Annotated in this window: 17 protein-coding genes; 7 read left to right on the top strand and 10 right to left on the bottom strand. The window is 69.7% G+C overall.

Annotated elements, in window-relative coordinates; translation table 11 throughout:
- The first annotated feature begins 111 nt into the window (after positions 1-111).
- The 4 genes from ABD808_RS22695 (at position 112) to ABD808_RS22680 (ending at position 2,223) form a co-directional block, all read left to right on the top strand.
- Positions 112-861, top strand: coding sequence for an SDR family NAD(P)-dependent oxidoreductase (locus tag ABD808_RS22695; RefSeq protein WP_344899895.1), 750 nt, complete (start codon positions 112-114; stop codon positions 859-861).
- Between the two features lie 207 nt (positions 862-1,068).
- A complete protein-coding gene (locus ABD808_RS22690) occupies positions 1,069-1,428 on the top strand; it encodes a VOC family protein (RefSeq protein WP_344899893.1) in 360 nt (119 codons plus the stop codon).
- Between the two features lies 1 nt (position 1,429).
- The gene (locus ABD808_RS22685; protein WP_344899891.1) at positions 1,430-1,747 is read left to right on the top strand and encodes an ArsR/SmtB family transcription factor; all 318 of its coding nucleotides are present in this window, start codon (positions 1,430-1,432) and stop codon (positions 1,745-1,747) included.
- Positions 1,744-2,223, top strand: coding sequence for an SRPBCC family protein (locus ABD808_RS22680; RefSeq protein ID WP_344899889.1), 480 nt, complete (start codon positions 1,744-1,746; stop codon positions 2,221-2,223). The genes ABD808_RS22685 and ABD808_RS22680 overlap by 4 nt, the downstream gene beginning before the upstream one ends.
- Here ABD808_RS22680 and ABD808_RS22675 read toward each other — a convergent pair.
- The 3 genes from ABD808_RS22675 to ABD808_RS22665 are packed head-to-tail and all read right to left on the bottom strand — an operon-like array spanning position 2,192 to position 3,706.
- Complete coding sequence (locus ABD808_RS22675; protein WP_425548967.1) at positions 2,192-2,617, bottom strand: VOC family protein; 426 nt, start codon at positions 2,615-2,617, stop codon at positions 2,192-2,194. The two genes, ABD808_RS22680 and ABD808_RS22675, sit on opposite strands and share 32 nt — an antisense overlap.
- A gap of 8 nt (positions 2,618-2,625) precedes the next feature.
- Positions 2,626-3,150: a pyridoxamine 5'-phosphate oxidase family protein gene (locus ABD808_RS22670; RefSeq protein WP_344899885.1), complete on the bottom strand. Its 525-nt coding sequence runs from the start codon at positions 3,148-3,150 to the stop codon at positions 2,626-2,628.
- Positions 3,151-3,163: 13 nt separating this feature from the next.
- A complete protein-coding gene (locus tag ABD808_RS22665; protein ID WP_344899883.1) occupies positions 3,164-3,706 on the bottom strand; it encodes a cysteine dioxygenase family protein in 543 nt (180 codons plus the stop codon).
- 107 nt (positions 3,707-3,813) lie between these two features.
- Here ABD808_RS22665 and ABD808_RS22660 point away from each other — a divergent pair, with 107 nt between their 5' ends.
- Complete coding sequence (locus ABD808_RS22660) at positions 3,814-6,471, top strand: ATP-binding protein (protein WP_344899881.1); 2,658 nt, start codon at positions 3,814-3,816, stop codon at positions 6,469-6,471.
- Positions 6,472-6,509: 38 nt separating this feature from the next.
- Here ABD808_RS22660 and ABD808_RS22655 read toward each other — a convergent pair whose 3' ends face one another.
- Together ABD808_RS22655 and ABD808_RS22650 are read right to left on the bottom strand one after the other, a co-directional pair.
- Positions 6,510-6,965 (bottom strand): VOC family protein, encoded by a 456-nt coding sequence (locus ABD808_RS22655; protein ID WP_344899879.1) that lies wholly within the window; start codon positions 6,963-6,965, stop codon positions 6,510-6,512.
- A gap of 257 nt (positions 6,966-7,222) precedes the next feature.
- Entirely contained in the window at positions 7,223-9,103 is a 1,881-nt protein-coding gene (locus tag ABD808_RS22650) for an ABC transporter ATP-binding protein (protein WP_344899877.1), read from the bottom strand.
- A 160-nt stretch (positions 9,104-9,263) separates the two neighbouring features.
- Here ABD808_RS22650 and ABD808_RS22645 point away from each other — a divergent pair, with 160 nt between their 5' ends.
- Positions 9,264-10,427, top strand: a complete 1,164-nt coding sequence (locus ABD808_RS22645) for an aminotransferase class V-fold PLP-dependent enzyme (RefSeq protein ID WP_344899875.1) — start codon at positions 9,264-9,266, stop codon at positions 10,425-10,427.
- 11 nt (positions 10,428-10,438) lie between these two features.
- Here the strand turns inward: ABD808_RS22645 and ABD808_RS22640 are convergent, their stop codons facing one another.
- From ABD808_RS22640 to ABD808_RS22630, 3 genes are all read right to left on the bottom strand, one after another.
- A complete protein-coding gene (locus ABD808_RS22640; RefSeq protein WP_344899873.1) occupies positions 10,439-10,858 on the bottom strand; it encodes a CBS domain-containing protein in 420 nt (139 codons plus the stop codon).
- A 95-nt stretch (positions 10,859-10,953) separates the two neighbouring features.
- Entirely contained in the window at positions 10,954-11,982 is a 1,029-nt protein-coding gene (locus ABD808_RS22635) for an LCP family protein (RefSeq protein WP_344899871.1), read from the bottom strand.
- A gap of 2 nt (positions 11,983-11,984) precedes the next feature.
- Positions 11,985-12,584: an RNA polymerase sigma factor gene (locus ABD808_RS22630; protein ID WP_344899869.1), complete on the bottom strand. Its 600-nt coding sequence runs from the start codon at positions 12,582-12,584 to the stop codon at positions 11,985-11,987.
- Positions 12,585-12,810: 226 nt separating this feature from the next.
- Here ABD808_RS22630 and ABD808_RS22625 point away from each other — a divergent pair, with 226 nt between their 5' ends.
- The gene (locus tag ABD808_RS22625; protein ID WP_344899867.1) at positions 12,811-14,439 is read left to right on the top strand and encodes a D-alanyl-D-alanine carboxypeptidase family protein; all 1,629 of its coding nucleotides are present in this window, start codon (positions 12,811-12,813) and stop codon (positions 14,437-14,439) included.
- Here ABD808_RS22625 and ABD808_RS22620 read toward each other — a convergent pair.
- On the bottom strand, positions 14,432-15,067 hold the full coding sequence (locus tag ABD808_RS22620; protein ID WP_344899865.1) for a LysE family translocator: 636 nt from the start codon (positions 15,065-15,067) through the stop codon (positions 14,432-14,434). The two genes, ABD808_RS22625 and ABD808_RS22620, sit on opposite strands and share 8 nt — an antisense overlap.
- Positions 15,068-15,254: 187 nt before the next feature.
- Positions 15,255-15,758, bottom strand: a complete 504-nt coding sequence (locus ABD808_RS22615; RefSeq protein WP_344899863.1) for a DUF1877 family protein — start codon at positions 15,756-15,758, stop codon at positions 15,255-15,257.
- Between the last annotated feature and the right edge of the window lie 114 nt (positions 15,759-15,872).

Raw genomic sequence — 15,872 nt, 5'->3', positions numbered from 1 at the left:
CACTCACGCACACCGTGACCTGCACGGACGAACACACGTTCGGTGACCGATGCGAGCCAGACGCCCGCTTTCCTAAGTTCGAGAACACCTCGAAACGAAACGGAGAGCACGATGCTTCTGGAGAACAAGACCGCGATCATCTACGGCGGCGGCGGGACGATCGGCGGCGCCATGGCGCGGGCCTTCGCCGCCGAGGGCGCCCGGGTCTTCCTCGCCGGGCGGACCCCCGCCACGCTCGACACCGTCGCCGCGCGGATCCGGGACGCCGGTGGCCTCGTCGAGACCGCCCGCGTGGACGCCCTGGACGCCGACGCCGTCAACGGCTGGGTCGACTCCGTCGCCGCGACCGCCGGGAGCGTCGACGTCTCGGTCAACCTCATCTCGCACGACGCGCTGTTCTCGCCCATGATCGAGATGCCGGTCGACGCTTTCGCCGCGTCCATGGAGAAGGTGGCCCGGACGTTCCTGATCACCACCCAGGCCGCCGCCCGCCACATGATCAAGCAGGGGTCGGGCGTCGTCCTGCACTTCGGCGGCTCCGACAGCGGCAACCGCATGCCCGGCCTCGGCAACGCGCAGATCGCCTTCGACATGGTGGAGGCGATGCGCCGCCAGTGGGCCGCCGAGCTGGGCCCGCACTCGGTGCGCGTCCTGTCGATGCGGACCGGCGGGGTGCCCGAGTCCTTCCCGGACATCCCGGAGACCGCGCAGATCAAGCAGCAGCTCGTGGACGCCACCCTCCTCAAGCGCGCCGCGACCCTTACCGACGTCGGCCGCGTCGCCGCGTTCCTCGCGTCCGACCACGCCGCCAGCCTCACCTCGACCCAGGTCAACATCTCCGCCGGAGCCCTGGTCGACTGACCACGCCCACCCCACCTCCCCGTGGCGGCGCGGTACGCCCTCACCCGGAGATCGGCAAGGAGCCTCCACAACACCCGCTGACTGATCGACAACAACCCCCGGGCCTATGGCCGCCGCACCCGTCCCGCAAGCCCGCAGGCCAGAGTCGATACGTAGGAGACTGCCTACGCTTGACAGGTAGGCAGCCTCCTACGTATCTTCGGGCGCATGAACATCACGCATGTGCGGCTGCTGACCATCCCCGTGTCCGACCAGGACGCCGCCAAGACCTTCTACACGGACGCCCTCGGCTTCGAGGTCGTGTCGGACCAGTCGATGGGCCCCGTCCGCTGGCTCCAGCTCGCTCCGAAGGGCGCGCAGACCAATGTCGTCCTCGCGAATCACGTGCCGGACGTGGCGCCGGGAAGCATGCACGGGCTGATGCTGGAGACGTCCGACCTGGACGCCGACTGCGAACAGCTCCGCCGCGCCGGAGTCGACGTCGACGGGCCGCAGGACCTCCCCTGGGGGCGGCAGGCCACGCTCACCGACCCCGACGGCAACGGCCTCGTCCTCGCCGAGCGCTGACATGTCCGCCGACCTGGACGTCTTCGCGGCGCTCGCAAGCCCCGTCCGCCGCGAACTGACCGCACTCCTCTTGGACGGGCCGCGCCCGGTGAACGACCTGGCGTCCCATTTCACGATGAGCCGTCCAAGCGTCTCGGAACACCTCAAGGTGCTTCGAGACGCCGGGCTCGTCAGCGAGCAACGCAACGGCCGCCAGCGCATCTACCAACTAGAGGCGGCCCCGCTACGCGAACTGTCCGAATGGCTCCACCCCTACGAACGCTTCTGGCTCGAGAAACTCGCCAACCTCCGCACTCTCCTGGACGAGGAGGACCTGTGAGCGGCGAGCCCGCGGCCATCGAGGTGGACGAGTTCCTGCCCCATCCGCCCGCCAAGGTGTGGCGGGCGCTCACCGACCCGAAGCTGCTGGCGCGCTGGCTGATGCCGAACGACTTCAAGCCCGTGGTGGGGCACCGCTTCACGTTCACGACCCGCCCGATCCCGAACATCGACTTCGACGGGATCATCGTCTGCCGCGTCCTCGACCTGGACGAGCCCCGCCTGCTGCACATCAGCTGGGGCGGCGGCACCCTCGACACAACGGTGACCTGGCGACTGACACCCGAAGGCCACGGCACCCGCATGTTCATCCGCCATGCGGGCTTCGACCTGGACGACCCCGTCCACGCCTTCGCCTTCCACGGCATGGGCAGCGGCTGGCGCTCCCACGTCCTCCGCACCCTCCACCAAGTCCTCACCGATACGGACGCGGCACCGACGCTGGTCACCGAAGCTTTTCGGCCAACGCGACGATGATGCCCTGGGGACCGCGGACGTAGCAGAGCAGGTAGACGTCCTCGTACCGCACGATCTCACCGACGAGGTCGGCGCCGTGGGGGCGCAGGCGGGCGACGGTGTCCTCGATGTCGTCGACTTCGAACATGATGCTGCGGATGCCCAGCGTGTTGGACGGTGCGGGGTCCGGCTCGGCGCTGATCGCCACCGGCGAGTGGAACTTCGTGAGCTCGACCTTGCCGAGGCCGTCCGGGGTCCGCATCATCGCGATGGTCACGCGCAGGTCGTCGAACCCGTTGACCCGCTCCGCCGCGCGGCCCTCGATTGGGGCCTTGCCCTCCAGCTCCATGCCCAGCTCGGCGAAGAAGGCGATGGCGGCGTCGAGGTCGGCGACGACGACGCTGACGTGGTCCATTCGAAGCGTCATGTCCCCTGCCCTTCGGAGTCGGATGCCTGGCCTTCGGCCTGCCGCTGGATCAGTTCCTCGACGGCGCTCGGAAGGGTCGTCTCGAAGTCGATCAGTTTCGCCCAGGTCGGGGTGACGACGATTCGGACCATGCCCTCGTCGTAGAGCGAACGCACCCCGGCCTCCCACTCGACCCGTTGCTCGGGCGTCATCTGGTAGGTGCTGTTCATTTCGAGGTATTCGTCCGGGATGGTGTCGGTGACGTCGAGTTCGGCCCGGCCGCGGATGAAAAGGATCTTGGGCGGGTGCACTTCGGTGTCGATCGTCAGAGCGACCGCCGGGTTCTGGCGGAGGTGGGCGAGCTTCGGGGCGTTCTTCGCGGTGCACATGACGATCTCGGTGCCGTTCCAGCTGAACCCGATGGGAACGTTCCGCGGTGTGCCGTCCTTGGCGACGTACGCCAGACGGGTGATGTCGCGGGCCAGCAACTCCTGGCTCAGCGGACGGTTCAGGATCTCGGTGATCTCGCTCGGCGTGGTCATGTCGTGTCTCCTGTCAGCTCTGGACCGGAAGGTCGTAGAAGCGCCGGGCGCTGGAGCCAACGCGGTTCAGGTCGGTCCCGTAGATGTGCAGGGAGACGGCGGTCTCGTCGCCGATGTTACGGACACGGTGGATGTCGCCGGGCGGGGCGAAGGCGCTGACCTCACCGGTCGTGTTGGGGTTGTGGCCGTTCTCGATCAGGGTCGTGCCGTCCTCGGAGAGGGTGTACAGGTCCTCGTGCTCCACCCCGGCCAGGACACCGAACACGCACCAGGTCACGTGGTCGTGGACGCGGGTCAGCGCGCCGGGCTGCCAGGCGATCGCCACCATCGAGAACGAGCCGTCCGGCTCCACGTGCAGGCGGTGGCCGCGGTAGGTGCCGCGCTCACCGCCGAGCAGGTCCGCGGGGAGAACGTCGGGCGAGGGCAGGTGCTCGCGCAGGGCCTCACCGACGTATGACGCGGTCTCGTGCCAGTCGGCGCCGCGGGCGACCGCGCCGCGTACCGAGGTAAGGAGTTCGTCCAGCTCTGCGGCGGGACGCACGGTTAGGGTGTTCATGGTGTTCCTCCCCTGTCAGGTGCCTCCAGCGTCGCCCCGACGGGGATGTGCGGTCATCCGTGCTGACCGTGGAACACCACGGACGCTGCCACGGAAAGGGGCTCAGGGTGGCGGAGCGGATCTCTGAGCGGGAGGCCGAGGTGCTGGCCGCGCTGGGTGCGCGGCTGACCAACGCGCAGATCGCGAATCGGCTGCACATCTCCGTGCGCACGGTGGAGAGCCACGTGTCGTCGCTGCTGCGCAAGTACGGCATGGCCGACCGGTGGGCGCTGGCCGAGCTGGCCCGCTCCGGGGAGCGGGAGCCGGGCAGGGTGGCCGGGGCGCCGGTGTTCGGGACGACGTTCGTGGGCCGTGCGGCCGAGCGCGCCGCCGTCCTGGCCGCTGTCGAGCAGGCCCGGCTGGTGACGTTGCTGGGTCCGGGCGGGGTGGGCAAGACCCGGCTGGCCGCGGTGACGGCCGAGGAGGCCGTGGCGCTGTTCCCGTCCGGTGGGGCGTTCGTTGACCTGGTCCCGGTACGCGACGGGTTCGTGGCCCGCGCGGTCGCGACCACGCTCGGGGTGACCGAGGGCTCGCACCAGCCGCTGGAGGAGGCGGTCGCGGCGCGGCTGGGCACCGGGCGGTCGCTGCTCGTCCTGGACAACTGCGAGCACGTGATCGACGAGGCCGCCGAGTTCGCCGAGCGGATCCTGGCCGCCTGCCCGGGTACTCGCGTCCTCGTGACCAGCCGGGAACGTCTCGGCGTGCCGGGCGAGCGCAGCGTGCCGATCGCCCCGCTGCCGCTGGGCTCGGACGCCGAGCGGCTGTTCCACGACCGGGCGCTGGCCGCGGATCCCCAGTTCGTGGCCGAGCCCGCGGTGGTCGCGGAACTGTGCGCGCGGCTGGACGGCATGCCGCTGGCGATCGAGCTGGCCGCGGCCCGGGGCGCGTCGCTGGGCCCCACGGGACTGCTCGCGGCGCTCGACGACGCGCTCCGCCTGCTGTCCGGCGCACGCGGCGGCGAGGAGCGGCACCGTTCGCTGCGCGCGGTCCTGTCGTGGAGCTACGACCTGCTCGATGACGAGGAGCAGACCCTGTTCCGGCGGCTCGGGGCGTTCGTCGGGGCCTTCGACCTGGACGCCGCGGCCGCCGTCGGCGGGGACCGCGCGGGCGTCGCGGACCTGCTCGGCCGACTGGTCGACAAGAGCCTCGTGGTGCACGTGCGCGGGCGGGTCAGCCGCTGGCGCCTGCTGGAGACCGTACGCGCGTTCGCGCTGGCGCAGATGACGGCCGCCGGCGAGGAGGACAAGACCCGGACGCGACACTTGCGCTGGGCAGCCGACGCGGCGTCCGCCACGGAGGGCAGGATCGGCGATCCCACCTGGCGCGAGGACTTCGACGCCATGGCCGCGGACCTGCGCGCCGCGCTGGCCGCGTCCGGCGGTCCGGGCGAGGTGACGCACCGGCTGGCGGGCGCGCTGGCGCACCTGACCTTCGCCCGCCGCCACCTGCTGGAGTCCTTCGCCCACCACCGGACCGCCGCCGCGCTCGCGACGAGCGCCGCGTCGGCGGCACGCGACCTGCGCGCGGGAGCCGGGTGCGCGCACGTCAGCACCACCTCCAACCAGCACGTGTACGAGCTGCTCCTGGACGCCGCCGACCAGGCGGCACGGGCGGGCGACGACCGCGGCCGGGCGATCGACCTGGCCCACGCGGTCGAGACGGCCTGCCGGTTCCCCGAGGCGTTCGAGACCAGCGTCCCGGACGAGCGCCTGCGCGACCTGCTCGACGAGGCGGTCGCGGCCGGGCCCGGCGACGACCCGGCGGTCACGGCGCGGCTGGCCCTGGCCCGCGCGTGGCTGGCCGGTCCGGACAGGGGCGCGCCGGATCCCGAACTCGCGTCGACCGCCCTCGCCGCCACCCGGGCGACCGCGGACCCCGTCCTGATCAGCTCCGGCCTGTGCGCGGCCGGGACCATGGCACTGCACGCCGGACGGCTCCGCGAAGCCAACCGCATCACCCGCGAACGCCTCGCGCTGCTGCCGTCCATGGACCGCGACGACCCGTACTGCGCACCCGAGATCTGCAACACCTACGGCCGCGCCTGCGTCTACGCGATCATGGCCGGTGACCTGCCCGGCGCGATGGCCGCCGCCCGCGCGGGCATCGACGACGACCTGCTGCGCGACACCCACATCACGGCCAGCCGCCTCGTCCAGCCACTCGTGCTGACCGGCCGCTTCCAGGACGCGATCGGCCACGCCGAACGCATGCTCGACCAGTGGGAACGCGCCGGACGCCCCGCCCCGCTCTGGATGCTCCCGGCCGTGAGCCTGACGGTGCTGGCCAGCGCGATGACCGAGGACGCGGGGTCGGTGGCGCTGTGGCGGGAGCGTGCCGCGGAGGTGGCCTGCGGCACGCTCGGCACGGCACCGGTCGCGGTGTTCGTCGAGGCCCGCCTCGCCCTCCGCGACGAGCGGTACGACACCGCCGGGCCCCTCGTCCGCACGGCGTTCGCGGTCGACGCCCCACTGGACAAGTACCTGGCGTACGCGCGGGCGGCGGGCGCGGAACTGGCCGCGGCGACACGTCTGCCCGACGCGGCGGACCTGCTGGCGGCGGCCACCCCGCTCGCCGAGGAGAACGCCTGGGCCGCGGCCTGCCTGGCCCGCGCCCGCGGACGCCTCCACAACGACCGCACCGAACTGACCCGCGCCCTCACAGCGTTCGAACGCCTCGACGCCCAAGCCGAACGCAACCACACCCAAGCCCTGCTGGCGCGGCTCTAGCACCTTGCGGAGCCCCTTCCACGTTTCGGCGAGACGGCCTAGCCGGAGGTGGCGGGTGGGTCGGCGTAAACGCCCTCCAGCATGCCGGTGGCTTGGCCGATCTCGATGAGGTGGCCGTCCGGGTCTCGCATGTAGCAGCGGAGTTCGGCCTTGCGGTCGATCGGTTCGGTCAGGAACTCGGCGCCCTGGGCGGTGGCCGCCGCGTAGAACAGGGTTATGTCGGCCACGCGGACGTTCATGAACGCCGAGACCGGGTCGCCGGGGTCGGGGGCCGTCAGGGTGATGCCGGGCTTGTCCGGAGTGGGGCCGCCGCCGGGGTTCATGATGATCCAGGTGTTGGCGACCTTCACGATGGCGGGGTTCTCCTCCAGCACGACCTCGCCGCCGAAGATGTCCGCGTAGAAGGCGCGGGACCTCGCCACGTCCCGCACAGTCAGGAAATGCGTCAGTACCAGGCCCTGCTCGGGTGCTGGCAGCTCACCACGATCAACCATCCTCGCGCCCTTCCCTCGTCCGGCCCCTGGATCGGCGCACCGTGGTTTGCACGATCACACGGCCCAGCCACTCCATCCACACGCCGTGTGGGTCATCCCCGCTTCCCACTTCTCAAACCCGGCCCCACTCCGAGCACGCCCGACCCTCAATGCCGGAGTGCTGCGAACCTCGGCATCAGGCAGGGGTGCTCGTTTCGAGGTGGCTGCTTGGGCGAGATGGGGCTATCGAGGCCGCCGCCGATCCCGGCAGGGATGGGTTAGGGGACGGGTTCCAGTGGGGGTTGGTCGGCGAACTGGGTTTGGTAGAGGTCGGCGTAGCGGCCACCTGCGGCCAGGAGGGCGGTGTGGGTTCCGCGTTCGACTATGGCGCCGTCTTCGACGACGAGGATCTGGTCTGCGGCGCGGACGGTGCTGAGACGGTGGGCGATGATGATGGCGGTGCGGCCGACCAGGGCCTCGGTCAGGGCCTCCTGGACGGCGGCCTCGGACGTCGAGTCCAGATGGGCGGTGGCCTCGTCCAGGATGACGACGCGGGGGCGGGCCAGGAGGAGACGGGCGATGGTGAGGCGTTGGCGTTCGCCGCCGGACAGGCGGTAGCCGCGTTCGCCGACGATGGTGTCGAGGCCGTCGGCGAGGCCCTCGATGAGGGTGGCGAGGCGGGCGCGGCGCAGGACGTCCCACAGGTCGGGTTCGGTGGCCTCGGGGCGGGCGAGGAGGAGGTTCTCGCGGATCGACTCGTGGAACAGGTGCCCGTCCTGCGTGACCATGCCGAGGGTGTCGCGGACGGTCTGGAACGACAGGTCGCGGACGTCCACGCCACCAAGGCGGACGGCGCCGGAGTCGACGTCGTACAGGCGCGGGAGCAGTTGCGCGATCGTGGACTTCCCGGCGCCGGACGAACCGACGAGCGCGACCATCTGGCCGGGTTCGGCGCGGAAGGAGATGCCGTGCAGGACTTCGACGCCGCCCCGGATGTCGAGCGCGGCGACCTCTTCGAGCGAGGCCAGGGAGACCTTGTCGGCGGACGGGTAGGCGAACCGCACGTCGTCGAACTCGACGGCGACCGGCCCGTCCGGGACGGGACGGGTCTCGGGCTTCTCGGCGACGAGGGGCCGCAGGTCGAGCACCTCGAAGACGCGCTCGAAGCTGACGAGGGCGCTCATCACCTCGACGCGGGAGCTGGCCAGGGCGGTCAGCGGCGCGTACAGGCGGGTGAGCAGGAGGGCCAGCGCGACGACGGCGCCCGCGTCGAGGTCGCCGCGCAGGGAGAAGTAGCCGCCGAGGCCGTAGACGAGCGCGAGGGCCAGCGCCGACACCATGGTCAGCGCGGTGATGAAGACATGCTGCACCATGGCGGTGCGGACGCCGATGTCGCGGACGCGACGCGCGCGGGCGGCGAACTCGGCCGACTCGCGGGCCGGGCGGCCGAACAGCTTCACCAGCGTGGCCCCGGGCGCGGAGAAACGTTCGGTCATCTGCGTGCTCATCGCCGCGTCGTGCGTGGCGGCCTCGCGTTCGAGGCGCGCGAGACGGCTGCCCATGCGGCGGGCGGGCAGAACGAAGACGGGCAGCAAGACCAGGGTGAGCAAGGTTATCTGCCAGGAGATGCGGACCATCACCGCGAAGGTGAGCAGAACAGTTACGAGGTTGCTGACGACGCCGGAGAGGGTGTCGCTGAAGGCGCGCTGCGCGCCGATGACGTCGTTGTTGAGGCGGCTGACGAGCGCCCCGGTGCGGGTGCGGGTGAAGAAGGCGACCGGCATGCGTTGGACGTGGTCGAACACGGTGGTGCGCAGGTCGAGGATCAGACCCTCGCCGATGCGGGCCGACAGCCACCGGTTGGCGAGGCCGAGACCGCCCTCGGCGAGCGCGAGGACGGCGATCAGCACGGCGAGGCCCACGACCGTGGAAGTCGCGGACCCGTCGACGATGGCGTCAACGACCTGCCCGGCCAGCACGGGCGTCGCGACCGTGAGGACCGCCATGGCCACGCTGAGCACCAGGAACAAGACCAACGCCCGCCGGTGCGGGCGGGCGAACCGGGCGATGCGCCGCAGGGTCGCCCTGGAGAGGGGTCTGCTGTCGCGCGCGTTCATGGCGTGGTGCAGCGACATCCACGCCGTGACTTCCATGTCCATGGCGAACCCCGTCGGTCGTTGGCCGGTACACCGCGAGCATGCGACCTCAAGCTTGGTTGAAGTCAAGGGCGTCCGCGTCGATCCGGCACCCGACGAACACAGTGCCGGACGGGTCTGACATTTTCGAGAGAGATCATTCTTTTCGATCGGGAGGCCGCACGTGAACGTTGATGATCTACGGTCCGACACCCCCGGCTGTGCGAACGTGGCCCATCTCAACAACGCGGGCGCGGCGCTGCCGCCGCGTCCGGTGATCGACGCGGTGCAGAACCACTTCATGCTGGAGTCGACGATCGGCGGATATGAGGCCGCCGAAGAGAAAGCGGCGGACCTCCAGCACTTCTACGACGCCGTGGCAAGGCTGATCGGCGCGCATGCGGACGAGATCGCCTACGTGGAGAACGCCACCCGCGCGTGGGACATGGCGTTCTACGCGATCCCGTTCGCCGAGGGCGACCGCATCCTGACGACGTCAGGCGAGTACGCCAGTAACACGATCGCCTACTGGCAGGTGGCTGCGGCCAAGGGCGCGAAGGTGGAGGTCGTCCCAGACGAGCCCGACGGGACGATTTCCCTGGACGCCCTAGAAGCCGAACTGGCCAAGGGCGGTGTCCGGCTGGTGTCGCTCAACCACGTCCCCACGCACAACGGGCTCGTGAACCCTGTCGCGGAGGTCGGGCGACTGTGCAGGGCACACGGTGTCCTGTTCCTCTTGGACGCCTGCCAGTCGGTGGGCCAGTTGACCGTGGACGTCACGGAAATCGGCTGCGACATGATGTCGTCGACTGGCCGCAAGTTCCTGCGTGGCCCGCGCGGGACGGGTTTCCTGTACGTGCGACGCGAAATCGTCCAGACGTTGGAGCCGCCGTTCCTCGATCTGCACGCCGCCGACTGGAAGACACCGGACGGCTACGACGTCCGCCCCGACGCCATCCGTTTCGAGACCTGGGAACGGTACACCGCAGGGCAGATCGGTCTCGGCGTCGCCGCCGACTACGCGGCGGACCTCGGCACGGCGGCGATCCAGGAGCGCGTGAAAGGGCTCGCGCAGAACCTGCGGGACAAACTGGCCACCCACCCTGGGACGACCGTTCTCGACAAGGGTCCGCGACCGTCCGGCATTGTCACGTTCACCGTGGACGGCCACGACCCCTACGCCATCAAGGAGGCCGCAAGAGCACGTGACGTGAACGTCACCGTCGCGCATCCGATCGCCCATGGATACGACGTGCGCGCCGCTCCATCAGCGATACGGGCCTCCGTGCACTACTACAACAATGAAGACGACCTGGATCGTTTGCTGGCCGTCCTGGCGAGCCTATAGCGACCCGCCGGTCAGAAGTTCGGACGGGCGGCGCTGATGTCGGCCAAGGCCGATCTGGAATCCTCCTCCATGGCCAGGTCTCCTATGGAGACGATGCCGACCGGCCGCCCGTCCTCCAGCACCGGAAGCCGCCGCACGGACCGCTCCCGCATGATCTGCGCGGCCTTGTCCAGCGAGTCGTCCGGCCCCACGGTCGCGGTGGCCCTGCTGGCGATGGCGCCGATCTTCGCCTTGGCCGGGTCGCCCCCGGCGGCGAGGCCCCGGACGACCAGGTCCCGGTCGGTGACCACGCCCTTCAGGTCGTCGCCCTCCGCGACGAGGACGGCCCCGATGTCCTCGTCGCGCATCGCGCGCGCCACGGTCACGATGTCCAGTTCCGGAGACACCGAGGTCGGGGAACCGGTCATGATGTCGCGCACCTTCGTTGCCATCACTCGCTCCTTGAGCATCGCGGATCTGTCTGCGGCCCCGGGGACGAGTCGGGCCCTACCCGGCGAAACCGGGATCACTCACCGGCCCTCGGCGGTCATTTCCGGAAGGGCGCGAACACCCGTTCGGCGGCCTTCGTGTCCACCACCAGCCTGGCCGGGTCATTCGGCGCGGGACGGACGGGCAGGGTGCGGAATCCGACATCGTCCACATCGGTCCCGTCGAACGTGGCGGCAAGCGCCTCCAGAGCACGGACATCCCACTGCGGTGAAGACTTGACCGAACCGGCCACCGCCGCGAGGAACTTGGCAAAGCGCACAGGGCTTTTCCACCGCTGCTCCTTAGCCCGGTGCACCAGCGAGGCCATGAACTTCTGCTGCCGCTTGACGCGGTCCAGGTCCGAGCCGTCGCCGAGCCCGTGCCGGACCCGGACGTAAGCGAGCGCCTGCGTCCCGTTCAACCGGTGCCTGCCCGGGGAAAGTTTCAGCCCGGACTGCCGGTCGTCGACCGACCGCGGCAACGTGACGTCAACGCCGCCGAGCGCGTCCACCATGCCCTTGAACCCACCGAAGTCGACCGTCAGGGTCTGGTCGACTCGGACCCGCGTCAACGACTCCACCGTCTTCAACGCGCACTCCGCTCCGCCCAGCGAGAAGGCCGCGTTGACTTGCCCGCGCTGCGCCGGATGGGTCTTCCCGTCGGAGTCCTTGCACTCGGGGATGCTCACCAGGGTGTCGCGGGGAATGCTGACCGCACGAATGTCCTTCCGATTAGCCGGAACGTGCATCAGGACGAGGGTGTCGGCACGCGCCTGACTCCCGCCGTTACGCGCGTCCGAGCCGATGAGCAGCACGTTGAGGGTCTTCCCCAGTCCGGGCGCCGTGCGCGATGCCGCCGGACGCGCCCGGCCGTCCAGCAGCACCGTCGGGACGAGGATCGCCGCGGCCGTGACCACCGCCGCGGCCACCGCCGCCACCGTGCCGAGCAACGTCCACCGCCCCGGGCCGCGCCGCCCACCGCGCCCCGACGCCGCGTCCAGGAGCCGCTTGCGCTGCCGGAGCAGCGTTACGTCCGGTTCGTGCTCCAGCTCCCGGCCGAGGTCGCGAATCAGTTCGAGATCATCCATGGTCACGCCTCCTCCGCCATCGGGTCGTCCCGCAGTGGGTTCGTGTCGCCGAGCGCCGCGCGCACCTTGCGCCGGGCCCGGTTCAGCCGGGATCGGACGGTGCCGACAGGGATGTCCAGCGCCCGCGCCACCTCCTCGTACGCGAGGTCGCCCCACGCCACCAGCAGCAGGACGTCCAGGTCACGCCCCTGCAACCCAGCGAGCGCCTCGGCCAACGCCGGACGCGACGCCGAAGCGGTCACCCCCGCCGCGACCCGGTCGTCTGGCCCCTCCACGGGCCCGTCCACGGGGCTTCTGCGCAGCGCCCGGTAGCGCGCGGCCTCCGCCCGGTGATGCCGTGCGACGAGCTTCGTCGCGATCCCGAACAGCCAGGGCCGCGCGTCGCGCTGCGTCAGGTCGTACCGGTGCCGCCCACTGAAAGCGGCAAGAAACGTCTCACCGACGACGTCCTCCGCTGGCCCCGGTCCCAACCTGCGCGACACGTAGCGGAAGAGCATCACGGAATACCGATCGAACAATGCGGCGAACGACTCCGGATCGGTCAGCGAACCCTCGATGAGATCCGCGTCGCATTTCTGAGCCGTCGTCGGAGGTACGGTCATCGCGACCACCATGACATGCGCACCGATACCTTCCCGTGCGGAAACGTTGTCAGCGATGTATCTCCGCAACGTCCCGTCCGGGTTCACGTTGGTCCGCGACACCCCCACCACGTGGGCCGATCCACACGAACCTTCTAGATAAACTGCGCATCCTTCAAGATGTACGGGGGTTGTCGGGGAGGGCCACTCCGTCCGCCTGGAGGAACCAGCGAAGGAGGGCCGCGCCATGGACGACGACGTTCAGGACGAGCCGGTGGTGTCCGGCCCGAAGGACGAGGACACCGGGGAACCCACCCCCGCCCACAGCGAGACCACCGAGTTCCGCGTCCCCGACAAGGTCTCTCTGACGCGACCGGACATCCCCATCCGCCGTCCCAAGGACGACGACGCCGAAAAGCCCGCCCCCGCTGCTCCCCCGCAAGGCCCCTGGCACGTCCAGCTCCCCAACGAAAGCACCCCAACACCACCGACCAGCGCAGGACCCACGCGGGTAGAACCACTCCCCGTACCACCCCCGCAGAACCCACCCCTACAAAACCCGCCCCCACACGACCCGTCGACGCATTACCCGGCGGCACGCTCGTCCGGCCAGTGGACGGTGCCATGGGAGAACACCGCTCCCCCTCCACCCGTCCCTCCGATGGAGGCGGCCCCGGAACCCGCCCGACGCGGACGCCGCTGGCCGATCATCCTCGCAGCGGCACTGGTGCTTGTCGTCGGGCTCGTCGCCGGGCAACTCGTACGGCCCGTCCCGGATCCGACCGTCAAACTGACCCTTTCGTCCAGCCACACGTTCCCCGGGCAGAACCCCGCCTTGCCGTGGCCATCGGTGGGACAGGCGATCGTGCTGGTGGACGGTCTCGGCGTCATGGGCACGTCGGGCGGATCGGCACCGATCCCCACCGCGAGCGTCGCCAAGGTGATGACGGCGTTCGTGTACCTGCGCGACCACCCACTGGAGCCGGGCAAGCCGGGCCCCATGCTGACGGTGTCGCCTGAAGGGGTTGCGCAGATCCCGATGCGCAAGAAGCGTGAAGAGTCACTCCTCGGCATTACCGCGAACCAGCGGCTGACACAGCGGAAGGCCCTGGAAGCACTTCTGATCATCTCGGCCAACGACGTCGCACACGAACTTGCCCGCTGGGACACCGGGAACGAGCAGGCGTTCGTAGCCAAGATGAACGCGGCGGCGAAATCCCTGGGCATGACGGGCACGCACTACACCGACCCCAGCGGCTACGACTCGCGAACCGTGAGCACGGCCGCGGACCAAGTGAAACTGCTGCGCGCGGCCATGGACGTCCCGTCCTTCCCCGAAATCGTGAACAACCACTCCTACGTCCCGGACGGCGGCGGCGCCCCACGCGAAGGCGGCAACTTCCTCCTGGGACAGTACGGCGTGGTCGGCGGCAAGACCGGCTACACCGACGCGGCAGGCGGCAACTTCGTTTTCGCCGCCCGCAAAGACGTCCAAGGCGTCGAAACCCTGATCGTGGGTGCGGTGATGGGTCAGAACTCCCCGTCGTCCGCAGGCGCGGTGAGCGCGGCAGGACAACTCGTAGGGGCGGCCGAAGGCGCGCTGGTCGCGGCCCGACTCGCCCCCAAGGGCGCGAGGGTCGGCCACGTCGACGACGGCCTAGGCGGCACAACACCCCTACGCGCCGCGTCCCCCGTAACCGTGGTCGGCTGGCCCGGCCTGACCGTCCGGGTCACCGCGCAAGGCGACCCACCACACCAGGCCAGAAACGGCGCCCAGGTCGCGACCGTCAAGGCCGGTGCGGCTGAAGTCCCCCTCCGGGCGGGCCGGACACTCGACAAGCCGTCCATCCTCCACCGCCTACTCCGCATCAACTAGCGCTTCGGTGGCTGCTCGGCCCCGCGAACACGGCAGCGGCACCAAGCCCCAGATAGACGAGCCCAGTCGCGTACCGCTGCCGCCGCTGAAACACGGGCCGAGCACGCAGCCACGCACCGATCGACCCTGCCGCGACCGCATACGCAAGGTCGGCCACCAACCCGACCAAGGCGGTAGCCAGCCCCATCACCACGATCTGCAACGGCACGGCCCCCGCACCCTGGTCAACGAACTGCGGCAGGAACGCAAGAAAGAAGAGCACGACCTTGGGATTCAGGACGTTCACCAGCACCCCGTCCAGATACACACGACGCAGCGACCGAGGCTGAAGCTCCATCTCGCCGACCTCATGCCGTCCACGCAACGTCCGATAAGCCAAAAACACCAGGTAAGCCGCCCCCGCATACCGCAAGAACCCAAACGCCGTCGCCGAGGCAGCGACCACAGCCGACAACCCAGCCGCCGCAGCCCCCATATGCACAACCGTCCCGGTCTCAACCCCAAGCGCCGACGCGACCCCCGCCCGACGCCCTTCCCCGATGCTCCGCGTGGTGATGTACAGATGATTGGGCCCCGGGATAGCGACCAGCACCAACACGGCCAGCAAGAACAACAACGGATTCGTCACACAGCCACGCTAGAAACCAGATGGTCCACACAACAGGTCCAATCAACTCCATAATCTCAGGACCACGTCACGCTCAAGAACGGCGACCAGCGTCGTGTCGCCTATGCCGATCGCACCGATCAGCAGCTCGCCTGGGTGAACGCCGACCCGTCGGCCATCGGCTAAGAATGTTGTAGGTCCGTGGTCCTCAGTCGGTCCAGACCACCACGGCCAGGCCTCGTGCTGCCGCCGTCTCGTAGAAGTTCCGTAGCTGGGCGAAGTGCTCGACGAGGTAGGTGTGTGGGTCTCCGCTGGAGCCCGCGAAGCCACCCGCCGTCCTGTATTCGGGAAGCGTCCTAAGCAGGGGCTCGATGTCCAACATGGCGAGCTCGTCGGCCACTTCGGCCACCGCGGTGGGAGTCACCAGTGCGGGCGGGTCGCCGAATCCGTCGTAGACACTGAGGTGGTCAAGGAATCCGATTTCGTCGCGGGTGTCTCCCTCAATGCTGCGTTCGATGACGCTGATGCTTCGGTCACCAGGGCGCATGCATCGGTAGAACGTGAGTAGTTCCCAGATTGCCCAGTCAAGATCCAAGGTGTCGCCGTCCGGCGGATCCCAGTGAGGGTCCCCGTCCACTGCGCTCAGGGCTGTCTCACGGCACAGACCGAGGTATTCCAGAGTTACTCGTGCGAGCTGCTGAGTCAGCGCCATGAAGAGGAGTATCCGTTCACACGCTCCATGTCGGCGTACTCCTTGAGCGCCACCAGTACGGAGGCCATCATACTGACTACGCGCCAGGTTCTCCTGACCTCCACGTTCCGGCCA

Origin of the sequence: Actinomadura meridiana (assembly GCF_039537545.1) — a bacterium.
GTDB classification, from domain to species: domain Bacteria; phylum Actinomycetota; class Actinomycetes; order Streptosporangiales; family Streptosporangiaceae; genus Spirillospora; species Spirillospora meridiana.
This window is presented reverse-complemented; position numbering and strand designations above follow the sequence as displayed.

What these genes read in the sequence shown, in the direction of transcription:
- ABD808_RS22670 (WP_344899885.1), bottom strand. Translation starts at nt 3,150, where the DNA reads ATGACCACGCCGAGCGAGATCACCGAGATCCTGAACCGTCCGCTGAGC.
- ABD808_RS22615 (WP_344899863.1), bottom strand. Translation starts at nt 15,758, where the DNA reads ATGGCGCTGACTCAGCAGCTCGCACGAGTAACTCTGGAATACCTCGGT.
- ABD808_RS22695 (WP_344899895.1), top strand. Translation starts at nt 112, where the DNA reads ATGCTTCTGGAGAACAAGACCGCGATCATCTACGGCGGCGGCGGGACG.
- ABD808_RS22635 (WP_344899871.1), bottom strand. Translation starts at nt 11,982, where the DNA reads ATGGATGATCTCGAACTGATTCGCGACCTCGGCCGGGAGCTGGAGCAC.
- ABD808_RS22630 (WP_344899869.1), bottom strand. Translation starts at nt 12,584, where the DNA reads ATGACCGTACCTCCGACGACGGCTCAGAAATGCGACGCGGATCTCATC.
- ABD808_RS22690 (WP_344899893.1), top strand. Translation starts at nt 1,069, where the DNA reads ATGAACATCACGCATGTGCGGCTGCTGACCATCCCCGTGTCCGACCAG.
- ABD808_RS22625 (WP_344899867.1), top strand. Translation starts at nt 12,811, where the DNA reads ATGGACGACGACGTTCAGGACGAGCCGGTGGTGTCCGGCCCGAAGGAC.
- ABD808_RS22640 (WP_344899873.1), bottom strand. Translation starts at nt 10,858, where the DNA reads ATGGCAACGAAGGTGCGCGACATCATGACCGGTTCCCCGACCTCGGTG.
- ABD808_RS22685 (WP_344899891.1), top strand. Translation starts at nt 1,430, where the DNA reads ATGTCCGCCGACCTGGACGTCTTCGCGGCGCTCGCAAGCCCCGTCCGC.
- ABD808_RS22650 (WP_344899877.1), bottom strand. Translation starts at nt 9,103, where the DNA reads ATGGACATGGAAGTCACGGCGTGGATGTCGCTGCACCACGCCATGAAC.
- ABD808_RS22675 (WP_425548967.1), bottom strand. Translation starts at nt 2,617, where the DNA reads ATGGACCACGTCAGCGTCGTCGTCGCCGACCTCGACGCCGCCATCGCC.
- ABD808_RS22665 (WP_344899883.1), bottom strand. Translation starts at nt 3,706, where the DNA reads ATGAACACCCTAACCGTGCGTCCCGCCGCAGAGCTGGACGAACTCCTT.
- ABD808_RS22655 (WP_344899879.1), bottom strand. Translation starts at nt 6,965, where the DNA reads ATGGTTGATCGTGGTGAGCTGCCAGCACCCGAGCAGGGCCTGGTACTG.